We start from the raw sequence: 24,809 nt of genomic DNA, 5'->3' as shown, positions 1-24,809 counted from the left end.
GTAAGATATATGGCTATTTTAAAAAACGACTGGGCTCCGTTGTTAGAGGATGAATTTCAGAAACCTTATTACTTACAATTACGAGAGTTTTTGCGAAACGAATATGCTACGAAAACGATATATCCAGATAAATATGATATTTTTAATGCTTTGCACCATACACCTTATCAACAGACGAAGGTAGTTATTTTAGGACAAGACCCTTATCATGGTCCGAATCAAGCACATGGATTAAGCTTTTCAGTTAATCCAGGCACGAAAATACCCCCTTCTCTCGTAAATATTTATAAGGAATTGCGAGACGACCTAGGGTGTTTCATTCCGAATCATGGATATTTAGTCTCCTGGGCGAAGCAAGGTGTTCTTTTGTTAAACACAGTACTTACAGTTAGAGATGGAGAAGCCAATTCTCATAAGGGGAGAGGCTGGGAGCTTTTCACTAATCGCGTGATTGAAGAGATAAACAAGCGGGATAAGCCAGTGGTCTTTATTTTATGGGGAAGACATGCTCAAGATAAAAAAAGTATGATTGATACCAATAGACATTATATTTTAGAATCAGTTCATCCAAGTCCGTTATCTGCGAGTAGGGGATTTTTCGGTACAAAACCGTTCTCAAAAGCGAATCAATTTCTTGTAAAAATAGGAGAAGAACCAATTGATTGGCAAATTCCCACGTTAAGCTAGATACGAACGGAAGGAATTGTTTTCTATTTAGCTAGGTGTTTTTATACAGATGTTTGCAATTGCCTAATCAGATCGATACTGTTAGAATTTATAAAATAGGTATATATTTGAATAAGTGAGTTGGATAACATGACGAACTATGAAGCTGAATTTAGCAATTTGGTCAGGACATTTCGCAAGCGTCATATGGGAAAGGGACCTAGTCAAATAAAAACTACATTTTGCAAAAACTGGGCGATCTGTGAAATGCAAGGGAATCTTTCTCCTGTAGAAAAATTCATTGCAACGGCAGATACAGGTAAGCAAATGCTTCGTTCAGCTAGGACTGAAATGGTCAAGGAGATGTACCAGAAAACGCGTCCTGTGGAGATGGAAGAGCTTCTTGGAGCTAAGTTTATAGACCTATTCGTAGATATTGATATTGAAAGTGACTTTGGGATGTCCATTTTTGTTTTTGACCAAGATATTGAGCGCAAATTTGGATCGGATCGCTAATCATAAGCTTACTTATATTTCAATAAGAGCAGTTGGAACTTGGTAGCGTACCTGCTAAAGACTAACCGCCGCAAGTTGCCTCCTTGTATTTCAAGGTAGGTTTAGCTTGTGGCATTTTTTATTTGGTGTAAAGGACTATTACATGGATGGAAGGAAGAGGGCTATGAGCAAGAAAGTATCAACCTTACGTGCCGTCATGAGATACGATGGAGAGGTTTTTCAAGACATAGACGATGAAATTGCCTGTGAATATCCATTAACCATTATGGTAAATGGCATGGAATTTGCGACCATGGTATGTACGCCGGAGCATATGGAGGAGCTTCTTCTTGGGTTCCTTGCATCAGAGGGGATTATTAGACTTCCAGATGATGTAGAGTCATTTTCCATCAATCAGAAAACGGGTTTTGCTTATGTAGAGGTAAAAAATAAAGGCAAGCTTTCACCGCAGCATTCCAAGCGTTTTATCGGCTCCTGCTGTGGTAAAAGTCGGCAGTTTTATTTGCAAAATGATGTCCGAACCGCTAAAACCATCATGTCAAAGCAGCAAATTAGCGTTCAAGATTGCCAGGCAATGATTAAGCATATGCAAGAACATTCCTCTTTTTTTAAGCAAACAGGCGGTGTTCATAATGCTGCCTTATGCAATACAGAAGGAGTCGTGGTGACAAGAACCGATATTGGGAGACACAATGCATTAGACAAGATATATGGATTTTGTTTGAAGAATCGGATTGGTTTATCGGATAAGGTTATTGCCTTTAGTGGAAGGATATCCTCAGAGGTATTGTTAAAGGTAGCGAAAATTGGTGTAGGAATCGTTCTCTCCAAATCAGCACCTACAGATCTTGCACTTGATCTTGCGGAAGAGCTGGGTATTACGACAGTTGGGTTTATCCGGGGGAATACGCTTAATGTATATACGCATCCAAAACGAATAATAGAGACACAGTCTGTAAAATGTGAAAGCTCTTATGATGTATAATATGTTGTAGGGACAAACATAATGGGCGTTTCATAAAGCACCTGTACACTAAAGGAAAGTGTGACATATTATGAATAGAACTCACCGATTTAAACGAAAAGCTCTTCCGGTTGAAGAAGCACAAAAGCGCATTCTTTCCCGCATAACAATCATGAATACGGAAGTGATTTCATTAGTTGACAGTATAGGAAGAAGATTAGCCGAGCCTATATATGCCACTAATAATATCCCTGCTTTCCCAAGAGCAGGTATGGATGGGTATGCTATTAGGTGTGCAGGAATTGAGAAGGCAACACCAGCAGAGCCGCTTACTTATCGAATTGTGGGAGATATTGCAGCAGGGAGTGCTCCCACAATGAAGCTGAACAAGGGAGAAGCTGTTCGAATCATGACCGGCGCTAGCGTTCCTGAAGGTGCTAATGCAGTGGTTATGTTTGAACAAACACAGGAATACGAACAAAATGAACAAGCTTTTGTACAGGTCAAACATAATGTGGGACAGGGTCAGAATATTGCACAGGTAGGAGAAGAAATCCAAGAGGGGCAGATCATAATAGAGTCTGGGAGAATCATTCAGCCGGGTCAAATGGCATTGCTCTCTACGTTTGGCTATCACCGTGTAAAGGTATTTACTCAGCCTAAAGTAGGTATTTTTGCTACAGGGACGGAATTGCTGCCAATTGATGAGCCTCTCCAGCCTGGCAAAATTCGCAATAGCAACAGCTATATGATCCAGGCATTGGTGGAAGCCTCTGGTGCAATCCCTTGTCTATACGGAATTATTCCAGACAACAAGGAACAAGCAAAGGCTTTATTGGAAGAAGCTTTTCAAGAGATGGATATTGTGATTACCACAGGTGGCGTATCAGTTGGTGATTATGATATTATGGCAGAAATCATTCGCGAGCAAGGGGAAGAGATGTTGTTTAACCGGGTATCCATGAGACCTGGCAGTCCTACCTCAGCAGCAGTCATTCATAACAAATTACTATTTGGCTTGTCCGGGAATCCGGGGGCATGTTTTGTTGGTTTTGAATTGTTTGTTAAGCCGGCTATTCGGGCCATGTTGGGTGCTAAAGAGGCCCTTCCTGCTGTAATGGAAGCCTTTTTAGCTACTGATTATGATAAAGGCTCTCCCCATGTGCGTTACGAACGGGGCACATTATGGATTGAAAAGGGACTAGTCAAGGTAAAGTCGATTGGTGTGACTAAATCAAGCCATATGCTTTCCATACAGGATGCTGATTGTCTCCTTAAGATCCCTTCAGGTAAATTAGGAGCAGTTAAAGGAGATTTAATTCAGGTAATCCCACTTCAGTACGATGTCACCTAAGGAAGGGAGCTGTGGCCAATGGACCAGAAGATTTCACATACAAAAGTAACGGACCAATTGCAACGTCCATTGCGAGATCTGCGCATTTCTGTTACCGATAAGTGCAATTTTAGGTGCCGTTATTGCATGCCAGAAGAAATTTTCCACAAGGATTTTCAGTTCCTACCCAAAGAGAAGCTGCTCTCGTTTGAGGAAATAGAACGACTTACTCGCATTTTTGTAGGTATGGGTGTTGAAAAAATCCGATTAACCGGTGGAGAGCCCTTATTGCGTAAGGATATAACGATCTTGATCCAAAAAATCAGGCAGATTGAAGGCGTAAAGGATATCGCACTGACAACTAACGGTTCGCTGCTAGAAAAGTTTGCCCTCCCGTTAAAGGAAGCAGGACTTGATCGAGTATCGGTAAGCTTGGACAGTCTTGATGATGATCGGTTTGGCTATATGAATGGGCGGGGAATTAAAGTAAGTACGGTGTTAAAAGGTATCGAGGCCGCACAAAAAGCAGGGCTCGGGATCAAGATAAACATGGTAGTACAAAAAGGAGCAACAGATCCGGATATACTTCCTATGGCCCGCTATTTTAAGGAAGCTGGGATTACGCTGCGGTTTATTGAGTTTATGGATGTCGGAAATGCAAATGGCTGGGAATTGAAACAGGTGGTACCGAGCCGAGATATTCTAGAGATGATTAACCGGGAAATGCCGGTAGAACCAGTAGAGGCTGAGTATTTTGGAGAGGTTGCGAAACGTTACCGTTATTTAGGGACCGATACAGAGCTTGGATTTATCTCTTCGGTCACACAAGCCTTCTGCTCTTCCTGTACAAGAGCCCGCTTGTCTGCCGAAGGTTATATATATATGTGTTTATTTGCTACAGAAGGAATAGATGTAAGAAGTCGCCTTCGCGATGGAACCACGGATAAAGAATTGACCCGCTATGTTCAACAGCTATGGTCAAATCGCAAGGATCGTTATTCAGAAGAACGTCTTTCAGCTACACAGGGGTTACCACGAAAAAAGGTGGAAATGTCTCATATAGGTGGATAAATAAACGTAGGCTATCTAAAAAAATACGACAATCAGAGAGAGGATACAAAGATTTCCTAATAGGGGAAATCAGTATTCTCTTTCTGTTTTTTGGCCTCAATAAAGAAGTGTAGAAGTCATCATGTAAGCATAAGAAACTAGTAGATTTGAAATAATAGTAGTAAGGAACACTTTACAGTTTGACCAATAAATGGTTTTGGTGTAAATAATAAGATATATTCTATTTTATTTCGCTACTATTGTTCTTAAAAATCAAAAAATTAAGAACTGCGAATCCATTTAAAGTTAGGGGGACCCTTTATGAATGGTGGAAAATCTAATTCTTCCTCATTCGTCCCGTATGTTCCTGCATCACGTTCCTTGCCAGAGCTTACTGTGGTTGCAGTCGTATTGGGATTAATCTTAGCTGTTGTTTTTGGAGCAGCCAATGCCTATTTAGGACTTAAAATTGGTTTAACAGTCAGTGCATCTATCCCGGCTGCTGTTATTTCGATGGCGATTTTACGTGGTATTTTGCGTCGAGAGTCTATCTTAGAGAACAATATTGTGCAAACAATGACTACTGCTGGTGAAGCCGTTGCGGCGGGTGCTATTTTTACGTTGCCGGCTTTGTTTCTATGGAATGTTGTACCTAGTCAATTAACGATCAGCTTTATTGTGCTAACAGGTGGTTTTTTAGGCGTATTAATGATGATACCGTTACGTCGTCTGTTGATTGTAAACGAGCATCAAACGCTGCCTTACCCGGAAGGTACTGCTTGCGCGGAAGTTCTGATTTCTGGTGAAAAAGGGGGCAATAGCGCTAAGCTGGTCTTTACGGGGTTCGGACTAGGGGCTTTAGTAAAAGCATTAGGCGATGGATTTAAGCTATTTAAGACCGAAGTAGAGACAGGCATTGCCAATTTTAAAAATGCATTGATTGGATTGGATACATATCCGGCTCTGCTTGGCGTGGGATATATTATTGGCCCCAAAGTGTCTGGAGAGATGATGGCAGGCGGAATACTTGCGTGGGTTGTAATGATACCAATGATTAGCTTTTTTGGTATGCATAATTCCGAGGCAATTCAGCCAGCTTCCGGTATGATTGCTTCCATGGACGCATGGGCTATCTGGGGAGACTATATTCGCTATATTGGTGCGGGTGCTGTAGCTACAGGTGGTTTAATTAGCTTAATCAAAACGTTACCAATCTTATATTATTCATTGCGTGATACACTTGCAGGTTTAGACAAAGGCAATAATCAATCGCTAGTGGAGCGTACCGATCGTGATATTTCGAAGACATGGCTCTTACTCGGCATAATAGCAATCATCTTATTAATCGCCTTCTCACCGTTTACAGAAGTGGGGATGATAGGGGCTGTAGCTATTGCTATTTTTGGATTTTTGTTCGTTACAGTGGCTTCTCGTATCGTTGGGCTGATAGGTAGCTCCTCCTCACCTGTCTCAGGAATGACGATTGCTACCTTACTCATTGTTACAGTGGTATTTAAATCAATGGGTGTAACGGGTCAAACAGGAATGGTCACTGCTTTAATTGTGGGAGCGATCGTGTGTACTGCACTTGCTGTCGCGGGTGATATTTCACAGGATTTAAAAACAGGCTATTTGGTCGGAGCTACTCCGTGGAAGCAACAGATAGCAATGATGCTCGGGGTGTTGATCTCAGGTCTGGTCATCGGTTATGTCCTTGTTATTTTACATGAAACATATGGAATGGGGACCAGGGATTTAGCGGCACCAAAGGCAGTTCTAATGAAAATGGTAATTGAAGGGCTTATGGATAATAACCTGCCGTGGGATTTAATTTTTATTGGTGCGGCTACCGCCATTTGTGTTGAATTCTTAGGCCTTCATTCCTTGACTGTAGCAGTAGGGATTTATTTACCGATCCACACCAGTGCACCGATTATGGTAGGTGGCTTGGTTCGTTGGCTAGTGGAATTTTACTCGAAGGATAAAAGCCGCAGAAAGCTACGTTTGGAAAGAGGAACGCTGTTTGCATCTGGTCTAATTGCGGGTGAGTCGCTGTTAGGGGTAGTGATTGCTATGCTCATTTCAGCAAAAATAACGATGCCAGAGCATGTTATGTTTGAAAATGGCTTGGTAAGCACGGTTATCTTCGCAATAGTAGCGACCGTCCTTTTCTGGGTGTCCATGCGTGCCAAAGAGCGGAGCAGTAGCCTTTAATGCTCTCATATCAGGTGTCAATTCCTATGGAACTTGCTTATTACTAAAGTGTAGGTGAGAGGAGCATGCGGATTTTTACAAAGAAACAGCATCGAAATCTATTGACGATGAGACCTATGTTGACAAAACGGATTACACTGGAGAACACAGAAGAAGGCATTTCTACCGTGATTATCCCTCGCGATAGCTGGTTGGAACGATTGTCTGTACGCTATTTGAGACAGCCTGCCGTTTTCCGTATCAAGCTAGATACACTGGGGAGTTATGTGATTACTAGATGTACAGGTGCACATACCGTAGCAGAAATTGCCGATGAAATTCGACATGAATTTGGTGAACAAGCAGAGCCTGTACTACCACGACTAAGCCAATTCTTGCAAATGATTGACTCGAATCAATGGGTAACGTGGAGAGAGCACGAGTAGAGGAAGAGCCAATGACTGATCAGATGAGATCAATCATTGGCTCATTGTATGATTTATTTAAAAAACCATTTCATCTTTTTTAAAGCTTGCTTGGTTGTATGATAGCGAACAGGAATATCAAAGAGTGTAGTCTGCTTCAACACACTTTTTTGATGGGAGAAAATTTCAAAGCTTCCTTTTCCATGATAGCTACCGATACCGCTATTACCAACCCCTCCAAATGGTAAATAGGGAGTAGCAATATGAAAGACCGTATCATTAATACAACCCCCGCCAAAGGAGAGGTGGGACAGGACTTGCTTCTGCGTCTCTTTATTTTCGGTGAAAAGATAAAGAGCTAGTGGCTTCGGCTGCGCATTTACCTTAGAAATAGCTTCAGCCAGATCATCGTAGGTTAGGATTGGGAGAATAGGTCCAAAAATCTCGTTCTGCATGACCGGGTCCTGCCAGGTTACGTTATCTAAGAGAGTAGGCTCAATCGCTAACGTACTAGGGCTTGTATTTCCCCCATGGATGACCTTTTTCTCATCCAGATACCCAAGCAATCGCTCAAAATGTCGTTTATTTACAATATGAGTATAATCGGAATTATGTAAGGCGTCAGGATAAAGCTCTTGAATAAAGGTCTTGAGCTGTCTAATGAGTTCCTGTTTTACTGAGGAGTCCACAAGTAAATAATCGGGTGCTACACAGGTTTGGCCAGCATTTAGAAATTTGCCCCAAACAATTCGCTTAGCAGCCAAACGCAGGTTAGCATCTCGATGTACAATGCACGGACTTTTTCCGCCCAATTCAAGTGTTATCGGAGTTAGATGCTTGGAGGCCGCTTCCATTATCACACGGCCAACAGGGACACTACCTGTAAAAAAGATATAGTCAAACTTCTCTGCTAGCAACTGATTACTGACTTCAATCCCTCCCTCTACTACACAAATAAATTCTGCAGGAAAGGTCTGTTCAATTAACCGCCGAATAAGATTGGAGGTTCTAGGTGTAAGCTCTGACGGCTTGACAACAGCACAATTCCCGGCAGCAATAGCACCAATTAACGGTAACAGGGCGAGTTGAAATGGATAGTTCCATGGGGCAATAATCAGTGTGACACCATAGGGTTCAGGGTAAAGGTAACCCTTGGAACCAAAGTGGGTAAGTGCTGTTTTGACTCGTTTTGGCTTTACCCAGTTTTGTAAATGTTTACAGATATAACGAATTTCCTCCAGCACGATTCCAATTTCAGTTGAGTAGGATTCAAATTGTGATTTATGCAAATCGGCCTGTAGAGCTTCGTAGATTTGTTGTTCGTGCAAGATGATGGCATTACGTAAGTTTTGGAGTGCTTCTATTCGGAATGCAACGTGTTTTGTTTGTTGCGTGTGAAAGAATTGATGCTGCTTGGCTACTAATTCTTGAATAGGGTTCATAAGCGCCTCCGTTCATTTTCCCAAGTATCCTGAGTTTATCATTGACAAAATATCGAATCAAATATTGCATGAATACTTAGATAATTAAACATAAAATATTCTGAAAAATAGATTGACGAACCTGAGGTTGTGAGGTAGAATCTGTAAATACGAAAGTAGCCTAAAAGGAAAAGGAGATGAGTAACGTGAGAATGATGTTGGTTCCCAATGCAAAGCAAATACAATTTCATATCTCCTGTAATCTATCTCTTATGTCCAAGGCATCACTGTCTTGATTAAACGTAGGTAAAAAACTAAGAGTGTAGGTTACAGCAGTTTGTAACGTGCGCTTTTTATGACAGAACAGATGTAAAGACATGTCGCACATAGTGACGTGTCTTTTTTGGTTCTGTCAGATATTGGGTTCATGCGAGAAGGGAGAGAGAATGCATGATAGCTGTATTTCAAAAGTTAGGCTGGTTTTTTCGTGAAGAGTGGAAAAGATACTCCATTGCAGTCGTTTTTTTGGTGATAAATGGGGTATTGGAAGTTTTACCTCCGAAGCTAATGGGGACATCGATTGACCAAATTTTTGCTGGCTCTATGACAACCACAAGATTGTTCCTCATGATTGGCTTATTGCTGGCAATCGCTTTAAGTAATTATGGAGTCACTTATATTTGGATGAGAAATTTGTTCGGTGGCTCGTTTTTGGTCAGTAGGAAATTGCGCTCCAATTTAATGGGACAATTTTTAACAATGACCCCAACCTTTTATGAAAAAAATCGGACGGGAGATCTGATGGCTCGGGCGACGAACGATATTCAAGCAGTATCGCTAACCGCCGGGTTTGGGATTCTTACCTTAGTGGATGCGACTGTCTATCTGGGGGTTATTCTCCTTACAATGACGGTCGTAATTAGCTGGAAGCTTACCCTCATTTGTGTTTTACCAATGCCGCTGGCAGCTTACATACTAAGTAAGTATGGGGAGATGCTTCATAAAAGATTTACAGATGCACAGGATGTTTTTGGAAAAATGAATGATCAGGTGCTGGAGAATATTTCAGGTGTCCGGGTGGTTCGTGCTTATGTACAGGAAGCGGCAAGTAGGAAGAGCTTTCGAGAAATCTCTGAGGAAACGTATAAGAAAAACCTGTCCGTTGCCCGTATCGATTCACTATTTGAGCCAACGATGAAGTTGCTAAATGGTATAAGTTTTTTATTAGGCATTGGGTTTGGAGCGTATTATGTTTACCATCAAGAAATTACAATAGGCGATATGATTTCATTTAACATTTATTTAGCTATGCTGTCTTGGCCGATGTACGCGATTGGGGAGCTAGTTAATATTATGCAGCGGGGTAATGCTTCTTTGGATCGTGTGAACGAAACACTTGCTTATGAACCGGATGTTCAGAATGGGTCCGATCTAGTGGATGTGCCAACACCGGCTACCATCTCATTTCAGGATGTCACCTTCCGTTACCCTTCATCTGAAGTAGATAATTTAAAAAATATAACGTTTGAACTGAGCCGAGGGCAAACCTTGGGAATCGTTGGACGTACAGGCAGCGGCAAGACAACTTTGATACGTCAGCTTCTGCGTGAGTATCCGTTAGGCAAAGGAGAAATCTTGATTTCAGGAACTCCCATGCAAAAAATTGCGAACGAGCAAGCAGTGGGCTGGCTAGGATATGTTCCGCAAGGGCAAATCTTATTTTCTAAAACCATTTTACAAAACATTCGATTTGGTAAACCGACCAGCTCGATGGCTGAAATCGAGCATGCGTTGGTGATGTCGGCTTTTCAAAAGGACATTGCCTACTTACCAGAACGATTGGATACGATGGTTGGAGAGAAGGGTGTCTCCTTGTCTGGGGGCCAGAAGCAACGCGTCTCGATAGCCCGTGCGCTAATAGCTGACCCAGAGATTCTTTTGTTAGACGATGCTCTTTCTGCGGTAGATGCTAAAACAGAGACGGAAATTATCACTCATATTCGTCAGGAGCGAGCAGGTAGGACCACGTGGATTACCACGCACCGCCTGTCAGCAGTTCAGCATGCCGATTTAATTATCGTAATGGATGATGGAACCATTGTGGAACGTGGAACTCATGATCAGCTTATGAAACAGGATGGCTGGTATAAACAACAATATGAACGTCAGCAAATCGAGGCAACTTTAACAGATGGAGAGTGAGAGACATGGGTAGGCCTTCTAAAAGGTTATGGCAATATGCCTTGCAGTTTAAGAAAACCCTCATCTTGGCTTTAACCATGCTATCATTAGCGGTTGTAGCTGACCTGATGGGGCCGATTTTAGTCAAACAGATGATTGATGTGCATATACGAGGAATCGAGTATAGCTGGTATCAGAGCGAACAGGGGAGTGAAGCTGTTGCTTACCGAGGCCAGTATATAAAACGAAGTGATCATTGGGGGCCTGATGAGCAAAAAGGAAAAGAAGTTCGCATCTTACAGATCGGGCGAGAATATTACTTCATTGATCAACCGATTGCATTTGATGGGGAACGAACTTTTGAAAATGGAGTTATTCTGATTCAAAAGGGTTCGGACAAAGCGGTGTACCCTGCTGAAAAATTAACGTCAGCGGAGGTGTTTGCATTATATAAACCGGAAGTGCCGCCGCTTATTGCCCTTTGTTTGATTTACTTTGGCTTATTGGCTGTGATCTCCCTCCTGTTATATGTTAAAAAGTATTGGTTACAAATCTCCGCGAACCAGATTATTCAAAAGATGCGTGTAGACGTCTTTGACCATATACAGCGACTTCCGATTCGGTATTTTGACAATTTACCAGCAGGAAAAGTGGTTGCACGAGTGACCAATGATACAGAGGCAATTCGAGATCTCTATCTAACCGTGCTCTCGAACTTTTTTACGGGGATTATCTATATCACAGGTATTCTGGTCGCTATGTTCTTGCTAGATCCTATGCTAGGTGCCCTTTGTCTTGTGATCATTCCCATTTTGGTCGTGTGGATTTACGTCTATCGATATTTTGCTTCCCGTTTTAACCATGTCATTCGGGCAAGAATCAGTGATATTAATGGGATGATTAATGAATCGATTCAAGGAATGGCTATCATTCAGGCCTTCCGTCGTCAAAGGGAGACAAAGGAAGAGTTCGAGGAATTAAATTATGATCATTTTAAATACCAAAACAAATTACTGCTGCTCAACTCACTTACTTCCCATAATCTAACCAATTTCCTGCGAATTGTGGGATTTGCCCTGTTATTGTGGTATTTTGGAGCACAGTCTTTAACATTGGGCAACGTATTGTCCCTTGGAATGATGTATGCCTTTTTGGAATATATCGTTCGGCTCTTCAATCCAATTAGTGGGATTGTTAACCAGTTACCACAATTAGAACAAGCATTGGTGGCAGCCGAACGCGTATTTGAATTAATCGATGAATCGGGTATTCCAGTAACTGATGGTAAAATGGATCGATATAGGGGAAATGTGAAATTCGAAAATGTATGGTTTGCTTACAAGGATGAGGAATACGTGCTAAAAAATATCTCCTTTGAGGCGAAGGAAGGTCAAACCATTGCATTGGTTGGTCATACAGGATCAGGCAAGAGCTCCATCATGAATATCCTATTTCGATTTTATGATTTTGACAAAGGGAAAGTAACCATTGATGGCAAGGAGATTCAGGAATGGCCCAAACAATATGTACGTCAGCATATGGGAATCGTACTACAGGAGCCGTTCTTATTTACGGGAACGATTGCTAGCAATGTCAGTCTAGGCGACCCCAATATTTCTCGGGAAAGGATTGAGAAAGCTCTAGATGATGTAGGGGCCAGACAGTTGTTTGCCCATCTAAGCAAAGGTTATGATGAGCCTGTTGTGGAGAAAGGAAGTACGTTATCAGCGGGACAACGTCAAATCGTGTCATTTGCTCGTGCCCTTGCCTTTGACCCGGCTATTTTAATTTTGGATGAAGCAACCGCTTCTATTGATACAGAGACGGAGTCCGTCATTCAAAAGGCGCTGGATGTAGTGAAGAGGGGACGTACTACCTTTATTATTGCACATCGCCTTTCTACGATTCGTCAGGCAGATTGTATTCTGGTCCTTGATAGAGGGGAAATTGTAGAACGCGGTAACCATGATGAATTAATGCAAATCAAAGGCAAGTATTATCAAATGTACCAGCTACAGCAAGGTGAAACGCGGGAGATAGGAGTATAGGACTTAGTAGAGGGAGGACACTATGGCGTTTCCTGCTCATATTGAAAAAGAGATTACAGAGCATACCATTCTTTGTGACAGACGGGGAAATTTGCGACCAGAGGCCATTGGCTGGTCGCGTTATCCCTTGCACGATTGTCAGATACCGGGGCATTTAGGGCGGAAAAAGAAGTGGAATTTTTGGTTTATTGTAAATAATCAAGTTATTATAACGGTAGCTGTTTGTCATTTGGATTATATCGGAGTAGCATTTTTTCATTTGATCGATCTTCAATCGGGTCAGAAGGTGGAGCAAACGGTAAAGGTGCCCTTTGCAAGAGAAATATATTTGCCTGATTCTGTCCATGGTGATGTTCATTTTCAACATAAGCATCTTCAGATTTCTTTTACGTCTCAGCAGACGACTACAATGATCGTGGTTGATGGGATGAATAGAGAAGGGATGCCTTTTTCAATAGAAATTAGTATCTCAGAGACTGCGGAAGCCTTGCATATGGTCATTCCTTGGAGTAATAGAAGATTTCAATATACAAAAAAACAACCGGGAAGAGCAGTCGAAGGTAAGGTACGCATAGGCAGTAAACATTACAATCTTACACAGGAGACGACATCAGCGAGCCTCGATTTTGGTCGTGGTGTTTGGCCTTATGTAACCAAATGGAATTGGATGACTTGTAGCTTTCAATGGAGGGGGAGCTGGTGTGGGTGTAACTTAGGGGCTGGTTGGACGGATGGAACGGGAATGACTGAAAATGGCCTGTTGATTCAGCAGCGAGCTGAAAAAATAGCAGAACCGATTCAATTTGAATATGATAAAACCTCGCCTATGAAACCATGGTGTATCTCGACCATTGGCAGCGACCACGTTCAACTCAAATTTACCCCTATTTATTATCAGGAGAAACGCGAAGATTATTTGGCATTATCCACTCATTTACAACAATATATTGGAAAGTATAGTGGGACGCTTCAAACAAAGAACAGCGAAATAATCAGGATAGATGATGTCTGGGGAATCTGTGAAGATCAACAGGCAAGGTGGTAACAGGTAGATAACAATCAGTTGGAATGATTAGAAAAAACAGGGGGTTTAATCTGTTGAAGGAGTATGTTAAACAATATTTTAGCCAATTTGATGTGCTAGTGATTAGCATTTTGTTTGCTTTCGGCTTTTTATGGTTAATTCCTGATATGCATCGAATTCATGTTTGGATGGCATTGGCGATCGGGATGCTTTCCTACGCGGTCAGCGAATACCTCATCCATCGATTTATCTTTCATATGAACCCCCCTAAAATACGTTGGCTTTTAGCAATGCTAAAGCGATTACACTACGATCATCATGTATCACCCAATCAATTGAACCTGTTGTTCCTACCAGTCTGGTATAGCCTGCCTCTGATCATGCTTGCAGGGGGTGCCGCTTTTTTCATCACAAAGGATTTTTCTCTTATGGTTGCATTTGTAACAGGGATTATGGGTTATCTACTTTATTATGAATGGACCCATTATATTGCACACCAGCCTGTGCAGCCAATCACTCCATGGGGGAGATGGATGAAGAGAATGCATCTTTGGCATCACTATAAAAACGAAAACTATTGGTATGGCGTAACCAATCCTGCCCTCGATCTATTATTTTGTACCTATAAGAATGAGAAACAAGTCAATCGTAGCTCTACAGCTCGTAATTTGGAACAAAACGATATGAAATAAAGCAGGAAGCCCATCTCTAAAGTGTCTGAGATGGGCTTATTATGTGTTTTCCTTTGGTTATTTGACATAGGAGCTAATGTCAATATTCAGAGCACTAGCGAGGCGTATGCCGAAATCTCGATCTGCACGGAAGAAGTTGCAAATAGCAAGCATTTTTGTTCGCTCATGTACAGTAGCCAAATCGTTAGCCAGATTAGCAATTAAATTGGCTTGTTCCTCTGGACTATAGCTACGATAGCGCTCGCCAGCTTGGGCAAAATCATTCGGTTTATCAATTTTTTCACGACTAACATACCCAACCAGAGGTGTTTCAGACTCCTTGTATGCAGAATCTTCTACAGGATTTTCCGCATGCCGGCTCGGTTCATAATTAACAGGAGAGCTTTGCTGCTTGAATGGCATTGCACCATCGCGTTGCTGATTATGGACAGGAGCATACGGACAATTGATCGGGAGTTGCAAGTAGTTAGCGCCTAACCGATAGCGCTGTGTATCGGGATAGGAGAACAAGCGTCCTTGCAAAAGCTTATCCTCTGAAGGCTCAATACCTGGAACGGTTGCACTTGGAGAGAAGGCAACCTGCTCTACTTCCGCGAAAAAGTTTTGTGGGTTACGATTCAGGGTCATCACACCCACTTCTTGTAATGGATAGCTTTGTTCATCCCAAATCTTTGTAGGGTCGAGTGGATCGTAATCCAGCGAATCCAGCTCATCGATAGGCATAATTTGAACATAGAGCGTCCACTGAGGGAAATCACCGGCTTCAATATGATCATACAAGTCTCGGGTAGCGTGGTTAAAATCCTTTGCCTGAATCTCTGAAACCTCCTGAGCAGTTAAATTCTTAACGCCTTGGGCTGGTTTCCAATGATATTTTACATATACGACTTGGCCTTCTGCATTGACCCATTTAAATGCATGGACACCAAAACCCTCCATTTGCCGATAGGTAGCAGGTGTACCATAGTCAGAAAATAGCCAGGTAAGCATATGCGTTGATTCAGGAGTTAGAGTCATGAAATCCCAATAACGGTCTGGGTTTTGGAGATTTGTATCAGGAGATGGCTTTAGGGAGTGAACCATGTCAGGGAATTTCAGGGCATCACGAATAAAAAACACAGGTAGATGGTTACCGACAAGATCATAATTGCCTTCTTCTGTATAAAATTTGGTAGCAAAGCCACGTGGGTCACGCAAAGTCTCTGGGGAACCCTGCCCATGAATAACAGTTGAGAATCGAACGAAGACAGGCGTTTTTTGTCCTACTTCCTGTAGGAAGGCAGCTTTCGTATATGAACGCATACTGTTCGTCACTACGAAAACCCCATGCGCACCTGAACCTCTAGCATGCACGACACGCTCAGGAATTCTTTCTCGATCAAAATGAGCTAGCTTTTCAATTAAATGATAATCATCTAATGTCACAGGTCCTCTTTTCCCAGCAGTGCGAGAATTTTGATTATCGCCTACAGGAACACCTTGATTGGTAGTTAAACGTGGTTTTTTATCCATATATGAACCTCTCCCTTGATTAGAGTTATTATCATAAAATAAATATATTAATTACTAATTTATAATTATTATAAAATGAAAGTCATTTTTGTCAATGGGAAATGTTAAGCAGTGGCCTCTGTTTGACCGGAATATTTAGATAAAACTGTTGGAACATACTCATCCTTTTCAGCAATGACTCCGATATTTACATTAGATTGTTCTGCAACATCCTCGCAGGCACTATCTAATCTAGCCGATGAAATGCAGGGACGTTTGCAACGTGAATATAGAAGTTCTAATAAAGCCAGCAGGCAATGATCCTGCTGGTTTTTTAATTCCCTGTGATTACTAATCATGATTTGGCAGGAAAGTAGGAAACCTACATACCAATGAATTATTTTCCCTACATGACCGGTTGAAAAGCGAGGGTGATTTTATGCTGTATTACTTTTTTGTTTCAACAATCATCCATCTTATCATTGCGCTCCTTTTTACAAGTTTTATTATTAAGGAAAAACGTATGCCAGAGCGTACATTAGCATGGATTTTTGCAGTATATAGTTTTCCAGTGATTGGAATTTGTTGTTATTTTCTTATAGGGAGATTTTGGAGTTACGAGGAGAAGGATAGACAGGATAACAAGTATCAGAAGAGGGTAAATCAAATCACCGACACTCCACAAGGATTAGCCTTGCGATGTACAGATGAAGACTCTCAATTAGAGGCGAGTTGCTTGGGTTCGTCTATTAGAAAGCTGATCAGATTCAATCAATCTAATGCGGGTGCGCAACTAACACAGGAAAATCAAGTGGAATTATTTCATAAAGCGGCTCCTTTTTTCACTGCTTTATGGGAAAAAATAGACAAAGCCATGTATCAGATTCATGTATTGTTTTATACAATTGAAGGAGATTATGTGGGACGATCTCTGCTTGATTTATTGAAGAAAAAGGCTGAGCAAGGCTGTGAGGTACGCGTTATTGTGGACGACATAGGAAGCAAAACCTTTCCTGATGCTTGGGCTGATGAACTACGCCAAGCTGGCGGGCAGTTCTACAGATTCAGTCCGCGTAAGCATTTACGAACTTTTATACGACTTAATTATCGCAATCACCGCAAGATCGTTGTGATTGATAATGCTATTGGATTCTTTGGAGGCTGCAATATTGGAAAAGAATATGTAGGGGAAGATCCTAAGCTGGGATTTTGGCGAGATACTCATATACAGATTACTGGAGAAGCTGCCTGCGAGCTTCAAAAAATCTTTATAAAAGACTGGAAGATGGTGTCTGGTCTTACCATAAATATGTCGAATTCTGAGGTAGCAACTAGTTCTGCCCAGACGAAGCAGCATGACGAAGAGATGGGCAAATCAACTGTTGAACCGACTGATGAGCATGAGAATAAGCATCTGATTCAGGTGATTGAGACTGACCCACGAGAACGCTGGGAGCCCATTCGCCAAACCTTCCTGCAAATGATCATGCGGGCAGAAAAATCGGTGAAAATTACCTCCCCTTATTTTATCCCTGATGAGGTGCTGCTGGTAGCCTTGTGCACCATTGCACAGGCAGGAGTAGAGGTAACGCTTATCCTGCCAGGCATTCCTGACAGCAAGCTGGTCTACTATGCTTCTCAAAGCTTCCTCGACGAGTTAAGAAAAGCGGGGGTTAGCATTTATTTGTACGACAAGGGATTCCTACATGCCAAGGTGTTACTAGTCGATGATAATCAAGCACTAGTAGGAACGAGCAATTGGGATTTCCGAAGCTTTTATCTCAATTTTGAAGTTAACGCCCTTTTTTATGGAAGGTCACGTTTCATTCAGGAGCTAACAGCGCAATTTGAACAGGATATTAGCAATAGTAAAGTAAGCAACGAAGAGCCTAAAACCATTAGCCGTAAATATGTAGAATCTGTAGCGCGGCTATTCTCGCCTCTTCTCTAACGATAGCTAAATAAAAATTTTTTGGATGAAATGTACATGTGGAAAGGACAATAGTTTTCATGGAATGGATTATGTGGTAGAGTGTAAACAGTAGAAGGTCGGATAAGGTGATACTATCTGTTTTTGCAGATTGGTAGTATCACCATTCCTCCTTATTTTAGGTTAAAACTGTAAAAAATGAGGAAATTTGAGTTTGTGTGATAGACATATGAAAAAGCAAGAGGTAGGATAGTGTACAACCTAAAGAGAAGCAATACGGAATGGTGGAGGGAACGACATGAAAGTATGTAAATTTGGTGGTACTTCCTTGGCTAACGCCGAACAGATTCGCAAGGTATGTCAGATCATTCTGAATGATGGGACTCGTAGGCTTATTGTGGTCTCAGCTCCTGGAAAGCGTTATAAGGAAGATATCAAGGTCACTGATTTACTGATTACATTTGGGGAGAAATTAATTGAATCAGGGCAAGCTCAAGCGGAATGGCAGGCGGTTGTCGATCGTTATCAGGAAATTTGTTCAGAGCTACAATTACCACCAACATGCATAGGGGAAATCATAGCTAATCTTCAAAAATTGTTGCAATGGAATAAAGAAGACTCAGAAGGTTTTATGGATGTAGTAAAGGCCTCAGGAGAAGATAATTGTGCCAGAGTGGTTGCAGAATATCTAAGAACACTAGGAGCCCCAGCGACGTACATTAATCCAAGAGATGCAGGTCTGCTAGTTAGTGGTGAATATGGCAATGCTCAGGTACTTCCAGAGGCTTATGAAAAATTAGCTCTATTAAAAGAGAAAGAAGGGTTGCTTATCTTTCCGGGCTTTTTTGGTTATACACAGGAGGGTAAGCTAACAACCTTTTCACGTGGAGGCTCTGATGTGACCGGCTCCATTTTGGCCGCTGCTGTTAGAGCAGAGCTATATGAAAATTTTACTGATGTTGATTCGGTGTACGCAGTAAATCCACAGTTAGTTCCTAATCCTTGTAAGATAAAAGAAATAACATATCGAGAAATGCGGGAATTATCATACGCAGGTTTTTCTGTTTTTCATGAGGAAGCGTTAATACCCGCCTTTCGTGCTGAAATTCCTGTTTGCATTAAAAATACGAATAATCCATCAGCACCAGGGACAAAAATTGTGACCAGACGAGATAATTCTTCTCGCATTGTAGCTGGTATTGCCAGTGATGTAGGGTTTTGTCGCATATATGTAAGTAAATACTTGATGAATAAAGAGATCGGCTTTGGCAGAAGGCTTTTGCAAATTCTTGAAGAGGAGCACCTGTCCTACGAGCATAGTCCGTCTGGAATTGACGATATTACAGTCATTCTTCGTCAACATCAGCTCACAAAGGAAAAAGAGGCTAGAATTGTATCTCGCATAAAAAATGAGTTGCATGTAGACGATGTACATGTACAATATAATATGGCTCTTGTTATGCTGGTAGGAGAGGGAATGAGGTCTTCTGTAGGTATTTCTGCTCGGGCAGCCACAGCGCTGGCTATCGCCGATATTAATATCGAAATGATTAACCAAGGTTCATCAGAAGTTAATTTAATGTTTGGTGTAAGAGCAGGGGATGCAGATAATGCTGTCATAGCTTTGTACCAGGAGTTTTACAAAGAAGAAGAGCTTTCTCTAGGAATATGCTAAAATAGATAAGTGCAAGGTTGTCCGTTGTCTGGACATGATTTCCTACGTGTAACAGAGATACCCCTATTTCAAGGTTGATAGATCGTACATGATTTGGATATCTTATAAAGGTAGAACAGACAACAAAACAGGCACGGATATTCAACATGTAAAAGAAAGGGTGAGGAAACATGTCGACAATGAGATGTATCACTGTATTTACAAACAATTACAGCGTGTTTTCTGAAATTTATCAGGTTGTGCTTAACACACCTTTGGCTGAGGATGAGGAAAAAGAAGTAGAAGGCGTTACCATCAGTGACGCAGGAGAAGTACCTGATGAATATATCGAAATGATGAAGCAAAAGCCAGAAGTTGCTGTTATGAGAATTAAAAAACAGAACATCACAATTCTACAGCATGGAGAAGTTTTTGAAATTCTGATGCCGTTGAATGAAGCAATTACTGCTTAATTTATTTACATTGGATTAAGTCGAATATAAGCAACAGAAGAGCCACCCATTCATACATTAGGAAAAGAAGAAGAACTTCTATCCAGTATGAAATGAGGTGGCTTTGTTTTGAATATTTTTCTTGAATATCCTGTATGTCCTCTGCCACGGCATGGATATGGAAAACCCCCGCATGAAAAACTCCAACAAAAAATGGATCTGCAACGCAGTACGTATAAGGAATATCTTGAGGAGACCATGAAGCATGTTGATGCGTTAGCTACGATATCGTTAGATTATCCACAGAATGATCAAGAGCCGTTTTATCGCAATAATTGGCTTCCTTTAATAGATTGTGCAGCCATATACACTTTCTTAGCAAAACATAAGCCGGCTCGATATGTAGAAGTAGGGTCAGGTAATTCCACGAAGTTTGCACGTAGGGCTATTCGGGATCTTCATTTACCAACTAAGATCATTTCGATTGATCCACAACCGAGAGCAGAGATTGATTCTTTATGTGATGAGGTCATTCGACAAACGCTGGAAACGATCCCGATGCAATTCTTCCAACAGCTAGAACCGGGAGATATCCTGTTTATCGATAGCTCACATCGTTCATTTACTAATTCTGACGTAACAGTTGCCTTTGTAGAGATTCTACCAATCTTAAAGCCAGGGGTAATTGTTCAAGTTCACGACATTTTCTTACCATATGATTATCCGCATGAATATATGAACCTCTTCTATTCAGAGCAATATTTATTAGCGTCTTATCTATTAGGCGGTTCCAAATTGAAGCTGTTATTGCCTAATTTTTATGTAGCGGAGGATTGCGAATTATTTAGTATGCTAGAGTCACTGTATACCAGGCTGGGTGTTCTTAGTACGAATCCGGTTTGTGAGGGATGCTCTTGTTGGCTAGAGGTTCAATCCGATTAAAATAGCATTACGTAATGAATCAGAACAAATATAGCCTAGATTAGCATGGTACATAGGCAAAATAAAAACCTGTTGTCAACGTTTTTTGTAGACAACAGGTTTTTTCGTTTCAATATCTTAACGACCGCTTTTTAGCTCCGTCCATAGACGATCGTATACTTGCAAGGTTTCGCCGACATCTTTTAACCACTCTGTACGGCTCATCTCTTCAGGAGACAGGAAAATCATCTTATTGTTGCGATACTTTTCGCTATGCAGCGGATGCGCTTTTTCATTCGGATTGCTATAGCCGATTGTTTCATAGTTTTTCACAGATACTGCTGGGTCCATCATGTAATTGATGAATTCTTCGGCTAGTTTTTTGTGCTTGGCACCCTTTGGAATGGCAAAGGTATCAGCAAAAATGGTTCCGCCTTCTTTTGGAACAACATAGCCAATGTCGTTATTTTCGGGATAAATAAAGGCTGCATCACCAGACCAAACAGTACCAATCCATGCCTCTTCGGCAATGAATTTTTGTTTGATGGTGTCCGTATCAAATGCTAATAGGTTCGGTAACAGTTTCTTCAAGTCAGCATTGGCAATATCCAATTCTTTTTCACTGATTGTACTGTTGGAGAAGCCATTTTTTTTCAAGGACATGCCCAAAGCTTCACGAGAATCATTTAATACTACAACACGACCTTTATATTTCGGATTCCATAGATCGCTCCAGCTTGTTGGTGGCTCTGTTACATATTTTTTATTATAGGCAATCCCAGTTACACCCCATGTGTATACGACAGAGAATTTGTTGTCTGGATCATACGGAGGTGTTTTAAAGGTAGACACCAGATTTTGCAGATTAGGGATCGCTGATTTATCCAGTTCCTCTAGCAGGTTTAATTTGATCATCGTATCAACCATGTAATCGGAAGGCTGAATAAGGTCAAATTGGGCACCGCCAGCCTGAACCTTTGCTAGCATATCTTCATTGCTGGAGAAAATCGCATAATTGACCTTAGCATCGAATTTTTGCTCGAAATCCTTAATAACATCCATGTTAAAGTTATCTGCCCAGCTATAGATGTTTAATACTCTTTCTTCTTTTCCGCTATTAGATGAGCACCCAGTCAGGGCAAGTACAGTAGTCATAACGATTGGCACAATGGCCTTAAGTAAACGCATAGCATATCCTCCTCCTGTGAGAAAAAAGTTTAGTCTTGAGTGGTTTTATTTCCGGTACCTTTAAAAGCAAGTGATTCTGCAAGGACAATTAATACCACAATCACGAGAATCATTATTGTCGATAGGGCATTTAGTTCAGGAGAGACACCACGTTTGACCATACCATAAATATATAGTGGCAACGTAGTAGAATCTGGTCCTGCTACAAAGAAGCTGATGACGAAATCATCCAGAGACATCGTGAACGTCATTAAAGCGGCCGCGATCAGTCCTGGAGAAATAATGGGCAATGTAATATAACGGAACGTATTAAACGAGGAGGCGCCTAAATCTTGGGCTGCTTCCTCCAATTCCTGCCCCATACCAGCTAAACGAGCGGTAATGATGACCACCGCAAAAGACAAGCTAAAGGTGATATGAGCGATAATGATCGTTAGTTTACCCAGCGGCATATACAATTGGCTAAACATGACCAGCAAGGATAATCCCATCAGAATATCGGGAATTAGGATTGGTAAATAAATTAATCCATTGAATGCTTGCTTAAAGCGAAATTTGTAACGATGGAGGGCCAGTGACAGAAAGGCTGCCAGAATGGTAGTGACCACCGTTGTAACTACAGCGATAATCAAGCTATTCGTCAATGCATCTAGCACACGATCATTTTCAAACAGAGAAGTGTACCACTTTAAGGTGAAACCTGACCAAGTGGCATTGATCCTCGAATCATTAAAAGAATAGAGGATGAGTACGGCGATCGGTAAATATAAAAACCCGATAATCGCCAAGGAGTATGCAAACAGGAGATTTTTACGCATTTTCATCGCCTCATCCTCTCCCTTCTTGTTTCTCTTGCATTTTTGTTGCGCGATAGTATAAATAAATCATTATGATCGAGAAGAGTACAATCACCATGGATAATGCTGAACCAAATGGCCAATCACGTGCAGACAGGAATTGGTTTTGAATGACATTACCAAATAGTGAAGATTTAGCTCCACCCATTACATCTGGAACAACGAACATGCCCAGTGAAGAAACGAAAACTAAAATACAGCCGCTTACAACTCCCGGCATAGTTAGAGGCAGGGTAATGTGCCAAAATGTTTTGGCTGGTGTAGCTCCTAAATCATAGGCAGCCTCCAGCTTTTTACGATCTAATTGTTCTAAGGAGACATAGATCGGCAAGATAATAAACGGCAACAACGCATAGACCATCCCGAGCAAAACAGCTCCTGGTGTATACAAGAGCGTGAGCGGTTGGTCGATAAGGCCAAGCGATTGCAAAACAGTATTTACAAGACCTTGTGTACGTAAAATGATGACCCAAGCATAAGAGCGAACCAGAAAATTAATCCAAAATGGAATCATCACTAATAAGAGCCATAAGTTTTGCCACTTACGATCTAGTCGGGTAATCATATAAGCTAAAGGATAACCCAACAACAGACAAATGATGGTCGTTCCCACGGATACAAGCAAGGTTTCGATAAAGATTTGTACATATAGCGATTCAAAGAATCTAGCATAGTTAGCTAATGTAAATTCATAGACGATTTGCCCGTATACTCCCCTCTTCAGAAAAGAAAGCATAACCACAAAAAGCATGGGCACTAAGAAAAAGATCGTTAACCAGAGGAATCCTGGGAGAGCAAGTAGCTTTCCTTTATTTTTCAACGCAGAATCACCTCATCTTCTTCTGCCCAGAATACACCAACTCTCTCGCCTTTGTGCCAAGAGCCTTTTTCGTAAAGATGTGCAGTAATAACAATGTCGTCCTCGGCGCGGACAAACACCTTAAAGATATTACCTAAGAAAATAATATCTTCAATGATTCCCTTGCTCTTGTGTCGAGCTACTTCCTCATTTTCTTTATATAAACGAATCTTTTCAGGACGTACTCCTAAAAGACCTGCTTTTGTATTTAAGATATTGTTTTCACCAATAAAGGTTGCAACAAACAGACTGTTTGGCTTGTAATAAATTTCTTCTGGTGTGCCCAATTGCTCAATTCGACCTTGGTTTACAACCGCGATACGGTCTGACATCGACATAGCTTCATCCTGATCATGCGTCACATAGATAAAGGTAATGCCGAGATTACGCTGAATATTTTTTAGTTCAACCTGAAGGTTTTTGCGCAGTTGGTAGTCGAGCGCACCAAGCGGCTCGTCCAATAATAATACCCTTGGATTGTTAATGATCGCACGGGCAATTGCAACACGTTGCTGCTGTCCACCAGATAGCTGTTTTGGTTTACGTTTCTGATATTCGGTCAGTTGTGTAAAATGCAGCACTTCTTCCAAACGAGTCTTTTGTTCGGCCTGAGGCACATTTTTCATTTTTAAACCAAAAAGAATGTTTTCAGCAACGGTCATGTGTGGGAACAGAGCATAATGTTGAAATACCATGTTCATATCTCGTTGGTAAGGAGGGATTTTGGTTACATCCTTTCCATCCAGGTAGATATGTCCAGAAGTAGGCTCTTCAAACCCAGAAATCATGCGCATCAGCGTCGTTTTTCCGCATCCGCTGGGACCGAGCAAAGTGATGAATTCACCTTCCTGGATTGACAGTGAAAATGCGGGAATGACCACGTGATCATTAAAGCTTTTTTCCACTGAATCCAAGTGTATGATCGTTTTCATTTATCATTTCCC

Annotated in this window: 22 protein-coding genes; 15 read left to right on the top strand and 7 right to left on the bottom strand. The window is 41.4% G+C overall.

The window, feature by feature from the left end; genetic code table 11:
• Positions 1-9: 9 nt before the first annotated feature.
• The 7 genes from GOP56_RS15160 (at position 10) to GOP56_RS15130 (ending at position 7,168) form a co-directional block, all read left to right on the top strand.
• Complete coding sequence (locus GOP56_RS15160; protein ID WP_003334153.1) at positions 10-687, top strand: uracil-DNA glycosylase; 678 nt, start codon at positions 10-12, stop codon at positions 685-687.
• A 129-nt stretch (positions 688-816) separates the two neighbouring features.
• Positions 817-1,182 carry a Na-translocating system protein MpsC family protein gene (locus GOP56_RS15155; protein WP_003334154.1) on the top strand — a complete coding sequence of 122 codons (366 nt, stop codon included), beginning with the start codon at positions 817-819 and terminating at the stop codon, positions 1,180-1,182.
• A gap of 163 nt (positions 1,183-1,345) precedes the next feature.
• On the top strand, positions 1,346-2,167 hold the full coding sequence (gene fdhD / locus GOP56_RS15150) for a formate dehydrogenase accessory sulfurtransferase FdhD (protein WP_174250678.1): 822 nt from the start codon (positions 1,346-1,348) through the stop codon (positions 2,165-2,167).
• A gap of 70 nt (positions 2,168-2,237) precedes the next feature.
• A complete protein-coding gene (gene glp, locus GOP56_RS15145) occupies positions 2,238-3,500 on the top strand; it encodes a molybdopterin molybdotransferase MoeA (protein WP_163245968.1) in 1,263 nt (420 codons plus the stop codon).
• A gap of 18 nt (positions 3,501-3,518) precedes the next feature.
• Entirely contained in the window at positions 3,519-4,550 is a 1,032-nt protein-coding gene (gene moaA, locus GOP56_RS15140; RefSeq protein ID WP_163245967.1) for a GTP 3',8-cyclase MoaA, read from the top strand.
• 300 nt (positions 4,551-4,850) lie between these two features.
• A complete protein-coding gene (locus tag GOP56_RS15135; RefSeq protein WP_163245966.1) occupies positions 4,851-6,743 on the top strand; it encodes an OPT family oligopeptide transporter in 1,893 nt (630 codons plus the stop codon).
• A gap of 65 nt (positions 6,744-6,808) precedes the next feature.
• Entirely contained in the window at positions 6,809-7,168 is a 360-nt protein-coding gene (locus GOP56_RS15130) for a PqqD family protein (protein ID WP_003334160.1), read from the top strand.
• 53 nt (positions 7,169-7,221) lie between these two features.
• On the opposite strand, the gene GOP56_RS15125 is transcribed toward GOP56_RS15130, so the two are convergent.
• Positions 7,222-8,589 carry an aldehyde dehydrogenase gene (locus GOP56_RS15125; RefSeq protein ID WP_163245965.1) on the bottom strand — a complete coding sequence of 456 codons (1,368 nt, stop codon included), beginning with the start codon at positions 8,587-8,589 and terminating at the stop codon, positions 7,222-7,224.
• 429 nt (positions 8,590-9,018) lie between these two features.
• On the opposite strand from GOP56_RS15125, the gene GOP56_RS15120 reads away from it, so the two are divergent.
• From GOP56_RS15120 to GOP56_RS15105, 4 genes are read left to right on the top strand one after another with little or no spacing between them, the layout of a single operon-like run.
• Positions 9,019-10,770: an ABC transporter ATP-binding protein gene (locus GOP56_RS15120; protein ID WP_163245964.1), complete on the top strand. Its 1,752-nt coding sequence runs from the start codon at positions 9,019-9,021 to the stop codon at positions 10,768-10,770.
• Between the two features lie 5 nt (positions 10,771-10,775).
• The gene (locus GOP56_RS15115; protein ID WP_163245963.1) at positions 10,776-12,797 is read left to right on the top strand and encodes an ABC transporter ATP-binding protein; all 2,022 of its coding nucleotides are present in this window, start codon (positions 10,776-10,778) and stop codon (positions 12,795-12,797) included.
• Positions 12,798-12,819: 22 nt separating this feature from the next.
• Positions 12,820-13,842 (top strand): DUF2804 domain-containing protein, encoded by a 1,023-nt coding sequence (locus tag GOP56_RS15110; protein WP_163245962.1) that lies wholly within the window; start codon positions 12,820-12,822, stop codon positions 13,840-13,842.
• Between the two features lie 50 nt (positions 13,843-13,892).
• A complete protein-coding gene (locus GOP56_RS15105; protein ID WP_163246864.1) occupies positions 13,893-14,513 on the top strand; it encodes a sterol desaturase family protein in 621 nt (206 codons plus the stop codon).
• 57 nt (positions 14,514-14,570) lie between these two features.
• Here the strand turns inward: GOP56_RS15105 and GOP56_RS15100 are convergent, their stop codons facing one another.
• Together GOP56_RS15100 and GOP56_RS15095 are read right to left on the bottom strand one after the other, a co-directional pair.
• Positions 14,571-16,025 (bottom strand): catalase, encoded by a 1,455-nt coding sequence (locus GOP56_RS15100; protein WP_163245961.1) that lies wholly within the window; start codon positions 16,023-16,025, stop codon positions 14,571-14,573.
• 104 nt (positions 16,026-16,129) lie between these two features.
• Positions 16,130-16,363: a hypothetical protein gene (locus GOP56_RS15095; RefSeq protein ID WP_163245960.1), complete on the bottom strand. Its 234-nt coding sequence runs from the start codon at positions 16,361-16,363 to the stop codon at positions 16,130-16,132.
• 80 nt (positions 16,364-16,443) lie between these two features.
• Here GOP56_RS15095 and cls point away from each other — a divergent pair, with 80 nt between their 5' ends.
• The 4 genes from cls to GOP56_RS15075 all read left to right on the top strand — a co-directional run bounded on the left by cls (position 16,444) and on the right by GOP56_RS15075 (position 20,982).
• Positions 16,444-17,955, top strand: coding sequence for a cardiolipin synthase (gene cls / locus GOP56_RS15090; RefSeq protein ID WP_163245959.1), 1,512 nt, complete (start codon positions 16,444-16,446; stop codon positions 17,953-17,955).
• 277 nt (positions 17,956-18,232) lie between these two features.
• On the top strand, positions 18,233-19,609 hold the full coding sequence (locus GOP56_RS15085; protein ID WP_003334170.1) for an aspartate kinase: 1,377 nt from the start codon (positions 18,233-18,235) through the stop codon (positions 19,607-19,609).
• 179 nt (positions 19,610-19,788) lie between these two features.
• Entirely contained in the window at positions 19,789-20,061 is a 273-nt protein-coding gene (locus GOP56_RS15080; RefSeq protein ID WP_003342206.1) for a hypothetical protein, read from the top strand.
• Between the two features lie 108 nt (positions 20,062-20,169).
• Complete coding sequence (locus tag GOP56_RS15075) at positions 20,170-20,982, top strand: class I SAM-dependent methyltransferase (protein ID WP_163245958.1); 813 nt, start codon at positions 20,170-20,172, stop codon at positions 20,980-20,982.
• Positions 20,983-21,099: 117 nt separating this feature from the next.
• On the opposite strand, the gene GOP56_RS15070 is transcribed toward GOP56_RS15075, so the two are convergent.
• Genes GOP56_RS15070 through GOP56_RS15055 form a run of 4 tightly spaced genes read right to left on the bottom strand, consistent with a single transcriptional unit; the run spans position 21,100 to position 24,797 of the window.
• The gene (locus GOP56_RS15070; protein WP_163245957.1) at positions 21,100-22,149 is read right to left on the bottom strand and encodes an ABC transporter substrate-binding protein; all 1,050 of its coding nucleotides are present in this window, start codon (positions 22,147-22,149) and stop codon (positions 21,100-21,102) included.
• A gap of 29 nt (positions 22,150-22,178) precedes the next feature.
• Positions 22,179-22,967 (bottom strand): ABC transporter permease, encoded by a 789-nt coding sequence (locus GOP56_RS15065; protein WP_371807996.1) that lies wholly within the window; start codon positions 22,965-22,967, stop codon positions 22,179-22,181.
• A 10-nt stretch (positions 22,968-22,977) separates the two neighbouring features.
• On the bottom strand, positions 22,978-23,826 hold the full coding sequence (locus tag GOP56_RS15060; RefSeq protein WP_003342211.1) for an ABC transporter permease: 849 nt from the start codon (positions 23,824-23,826) through the stop codon (positions 22,978-22,980).
• A complete protein-coding gene (locus GOP56_RS15055) occupies positions 23,823-24,797 on the bottom strand; it encodes an ABC transporter ATP-binding protein (RefSeq protein WP_003334177.1) in 975 nt (324 codons plus the stop codon). The genes GOP56_RS15060 and GOP56_RS15055 overlap by 4 nt, the downstream gene beginning before the upstream one ends.
• Positions 24,798-24,809: the final 12 nt, after the last annotated feature.

This window comes from Brevibacillus sp. 7WMA2 (assembly GCF_010748895.1).
Classification (GTDB): Bacteria; Bacillota; Bacilli; order Brevibacillales; family Brevibacillaceae; genus Brevibacillus_B; species Brevibacillus_B halotolerans.
This window is presented reverse-complemented; position numbering and strand designations above follow the sequence as displayed.

Bases quoted from the DNA above. Each gene is read 5' to 3' on its own strand.
- GOP56_RS15110 (WP_163245962.1), top strand. From the start codon at position 12,820: ATGGCGTTTCCTGCTCATATTGAAAAAGAGATTACAGAGCATACCATT.
- GOP56_RS15070 (WP_163245957.1), bottom strand. From the start codon at position 22,149: ATGCGTTTACTTAAGGCCATTGTGCCAATCGTTATGACTACTGTACTT.
- GOP56_RS15160 (WP_003334153.1), top strand. From the start codon at position 10: ATGGCTATTTTAAAAAACGACTGGGCTCCGTTGTTAGAGGATGAATTT.
- moaA (WP_163245967.1), top strand. From the start codon at position 3,519: ATGGACCAGAAGATTTCACATACAAAAGTAACGGACCAATTGCAACGT.
- GOP56_RS15130 (WP_003334160.1), top strand. From the start codon at position 6,809: ATGCGGATTTTTACAAAGAAACAGCATCGAAATCTATTGACGATGAGA.
- fdhD (WP_174250678.1), top strand. From the start codon at position 1,346: ATGAGCAAGAAAGTATCAACCTTACGTGCCGTCATGAGATACGATGGA.
- GOP56_RS15135 (WP_163245966.1), top strand. From the start codon at position 4,851: ATGAATGGTGGAAAATCTAATTCTTCCTCATTCGTCCCGTATGTTCCT.
- GOP56_RS15065 (WP_371807996.1), bottom strand. From the start codon at position 22,967: ATGCGTAAAAATCTCCTGTTTGCATACTCCTTGGCGATTATCGGGTTT.
- glp (WP_163245968.1), top strand. From the start codon at position 2,238: ATGAATAGAACTCACCGATTTAAACGAAAAGCTCTTCCGGTTGAAGAA.
- GOP56_RS15080 (WP_003342206.1), top strand. From the start codon at position 19,789: ATGAGATGTATCACTGTATTTACAAACAATTACAGCGTGTTTTCTGAA.
- GOP56_RS15115 (WP_163245963.1), top strand. From the start codon at position 10,776: ATGGGTAGGCCTTCTAAAAGGTTATGGCAATATGCCTTGCAGTTTAAG.
- GOP56_RS15125 (WP_163245965.1), bottom strand. From the start codon at position 8,589: ATGAACCCTATTCAAGAATTAGTAGCCAAGCAGCATCAATTCTTTCAC.
- GOP56_RS15085 (WP_003334170.1), top strand. From the start codon at position 18,233: ATGAAAGTATGTAAATTTGGTGGTACTTCCTTGGCTAACGCCGAACAG.
- GOP56_RS15055 (WP_003334177.1), bottom strand. From the start codon at position 24,797: ATGAAAACGATCATACACTTGGATTCAGTGGAAAAAAGCTTTAATGAT.
- GOP56_RS15100 (WP_163245961.1), bottom strand. From the start codon at position 16,025: ATGGATAAAAAACCACGTTTAACTACCAATCAAGGTGTTCCTGTAGGC.
- cls (WP_163245959.1), top strand. From the start codon at position 16,444: ATGCTGTATTACTTTTTTGTTTCAACAATCATCCATCTTATCATTGCG.
- GOP56_RS15120 (WP_163245964.1), top strand. From the start codon at position 9,019: ATGATAGCTGTATTTCAAAAGTTAGGCTGGTTTTTTCGTGAAGAGTGG.
- GOP56_RS15155 (WP_003334154.1), top strand. From the start codon at position 817: ATGACGAACTATGAAGCTGAATTTAGCAATTTGGTCAGGACATTTCGC.
- GOP56_RS15095 (WP_163245960.1), bottom strand. From the start codon at position 16,363: ATGATTAGTAATCACAGGGAATTAAAAAACCAGCAGGATCATTGCCTG.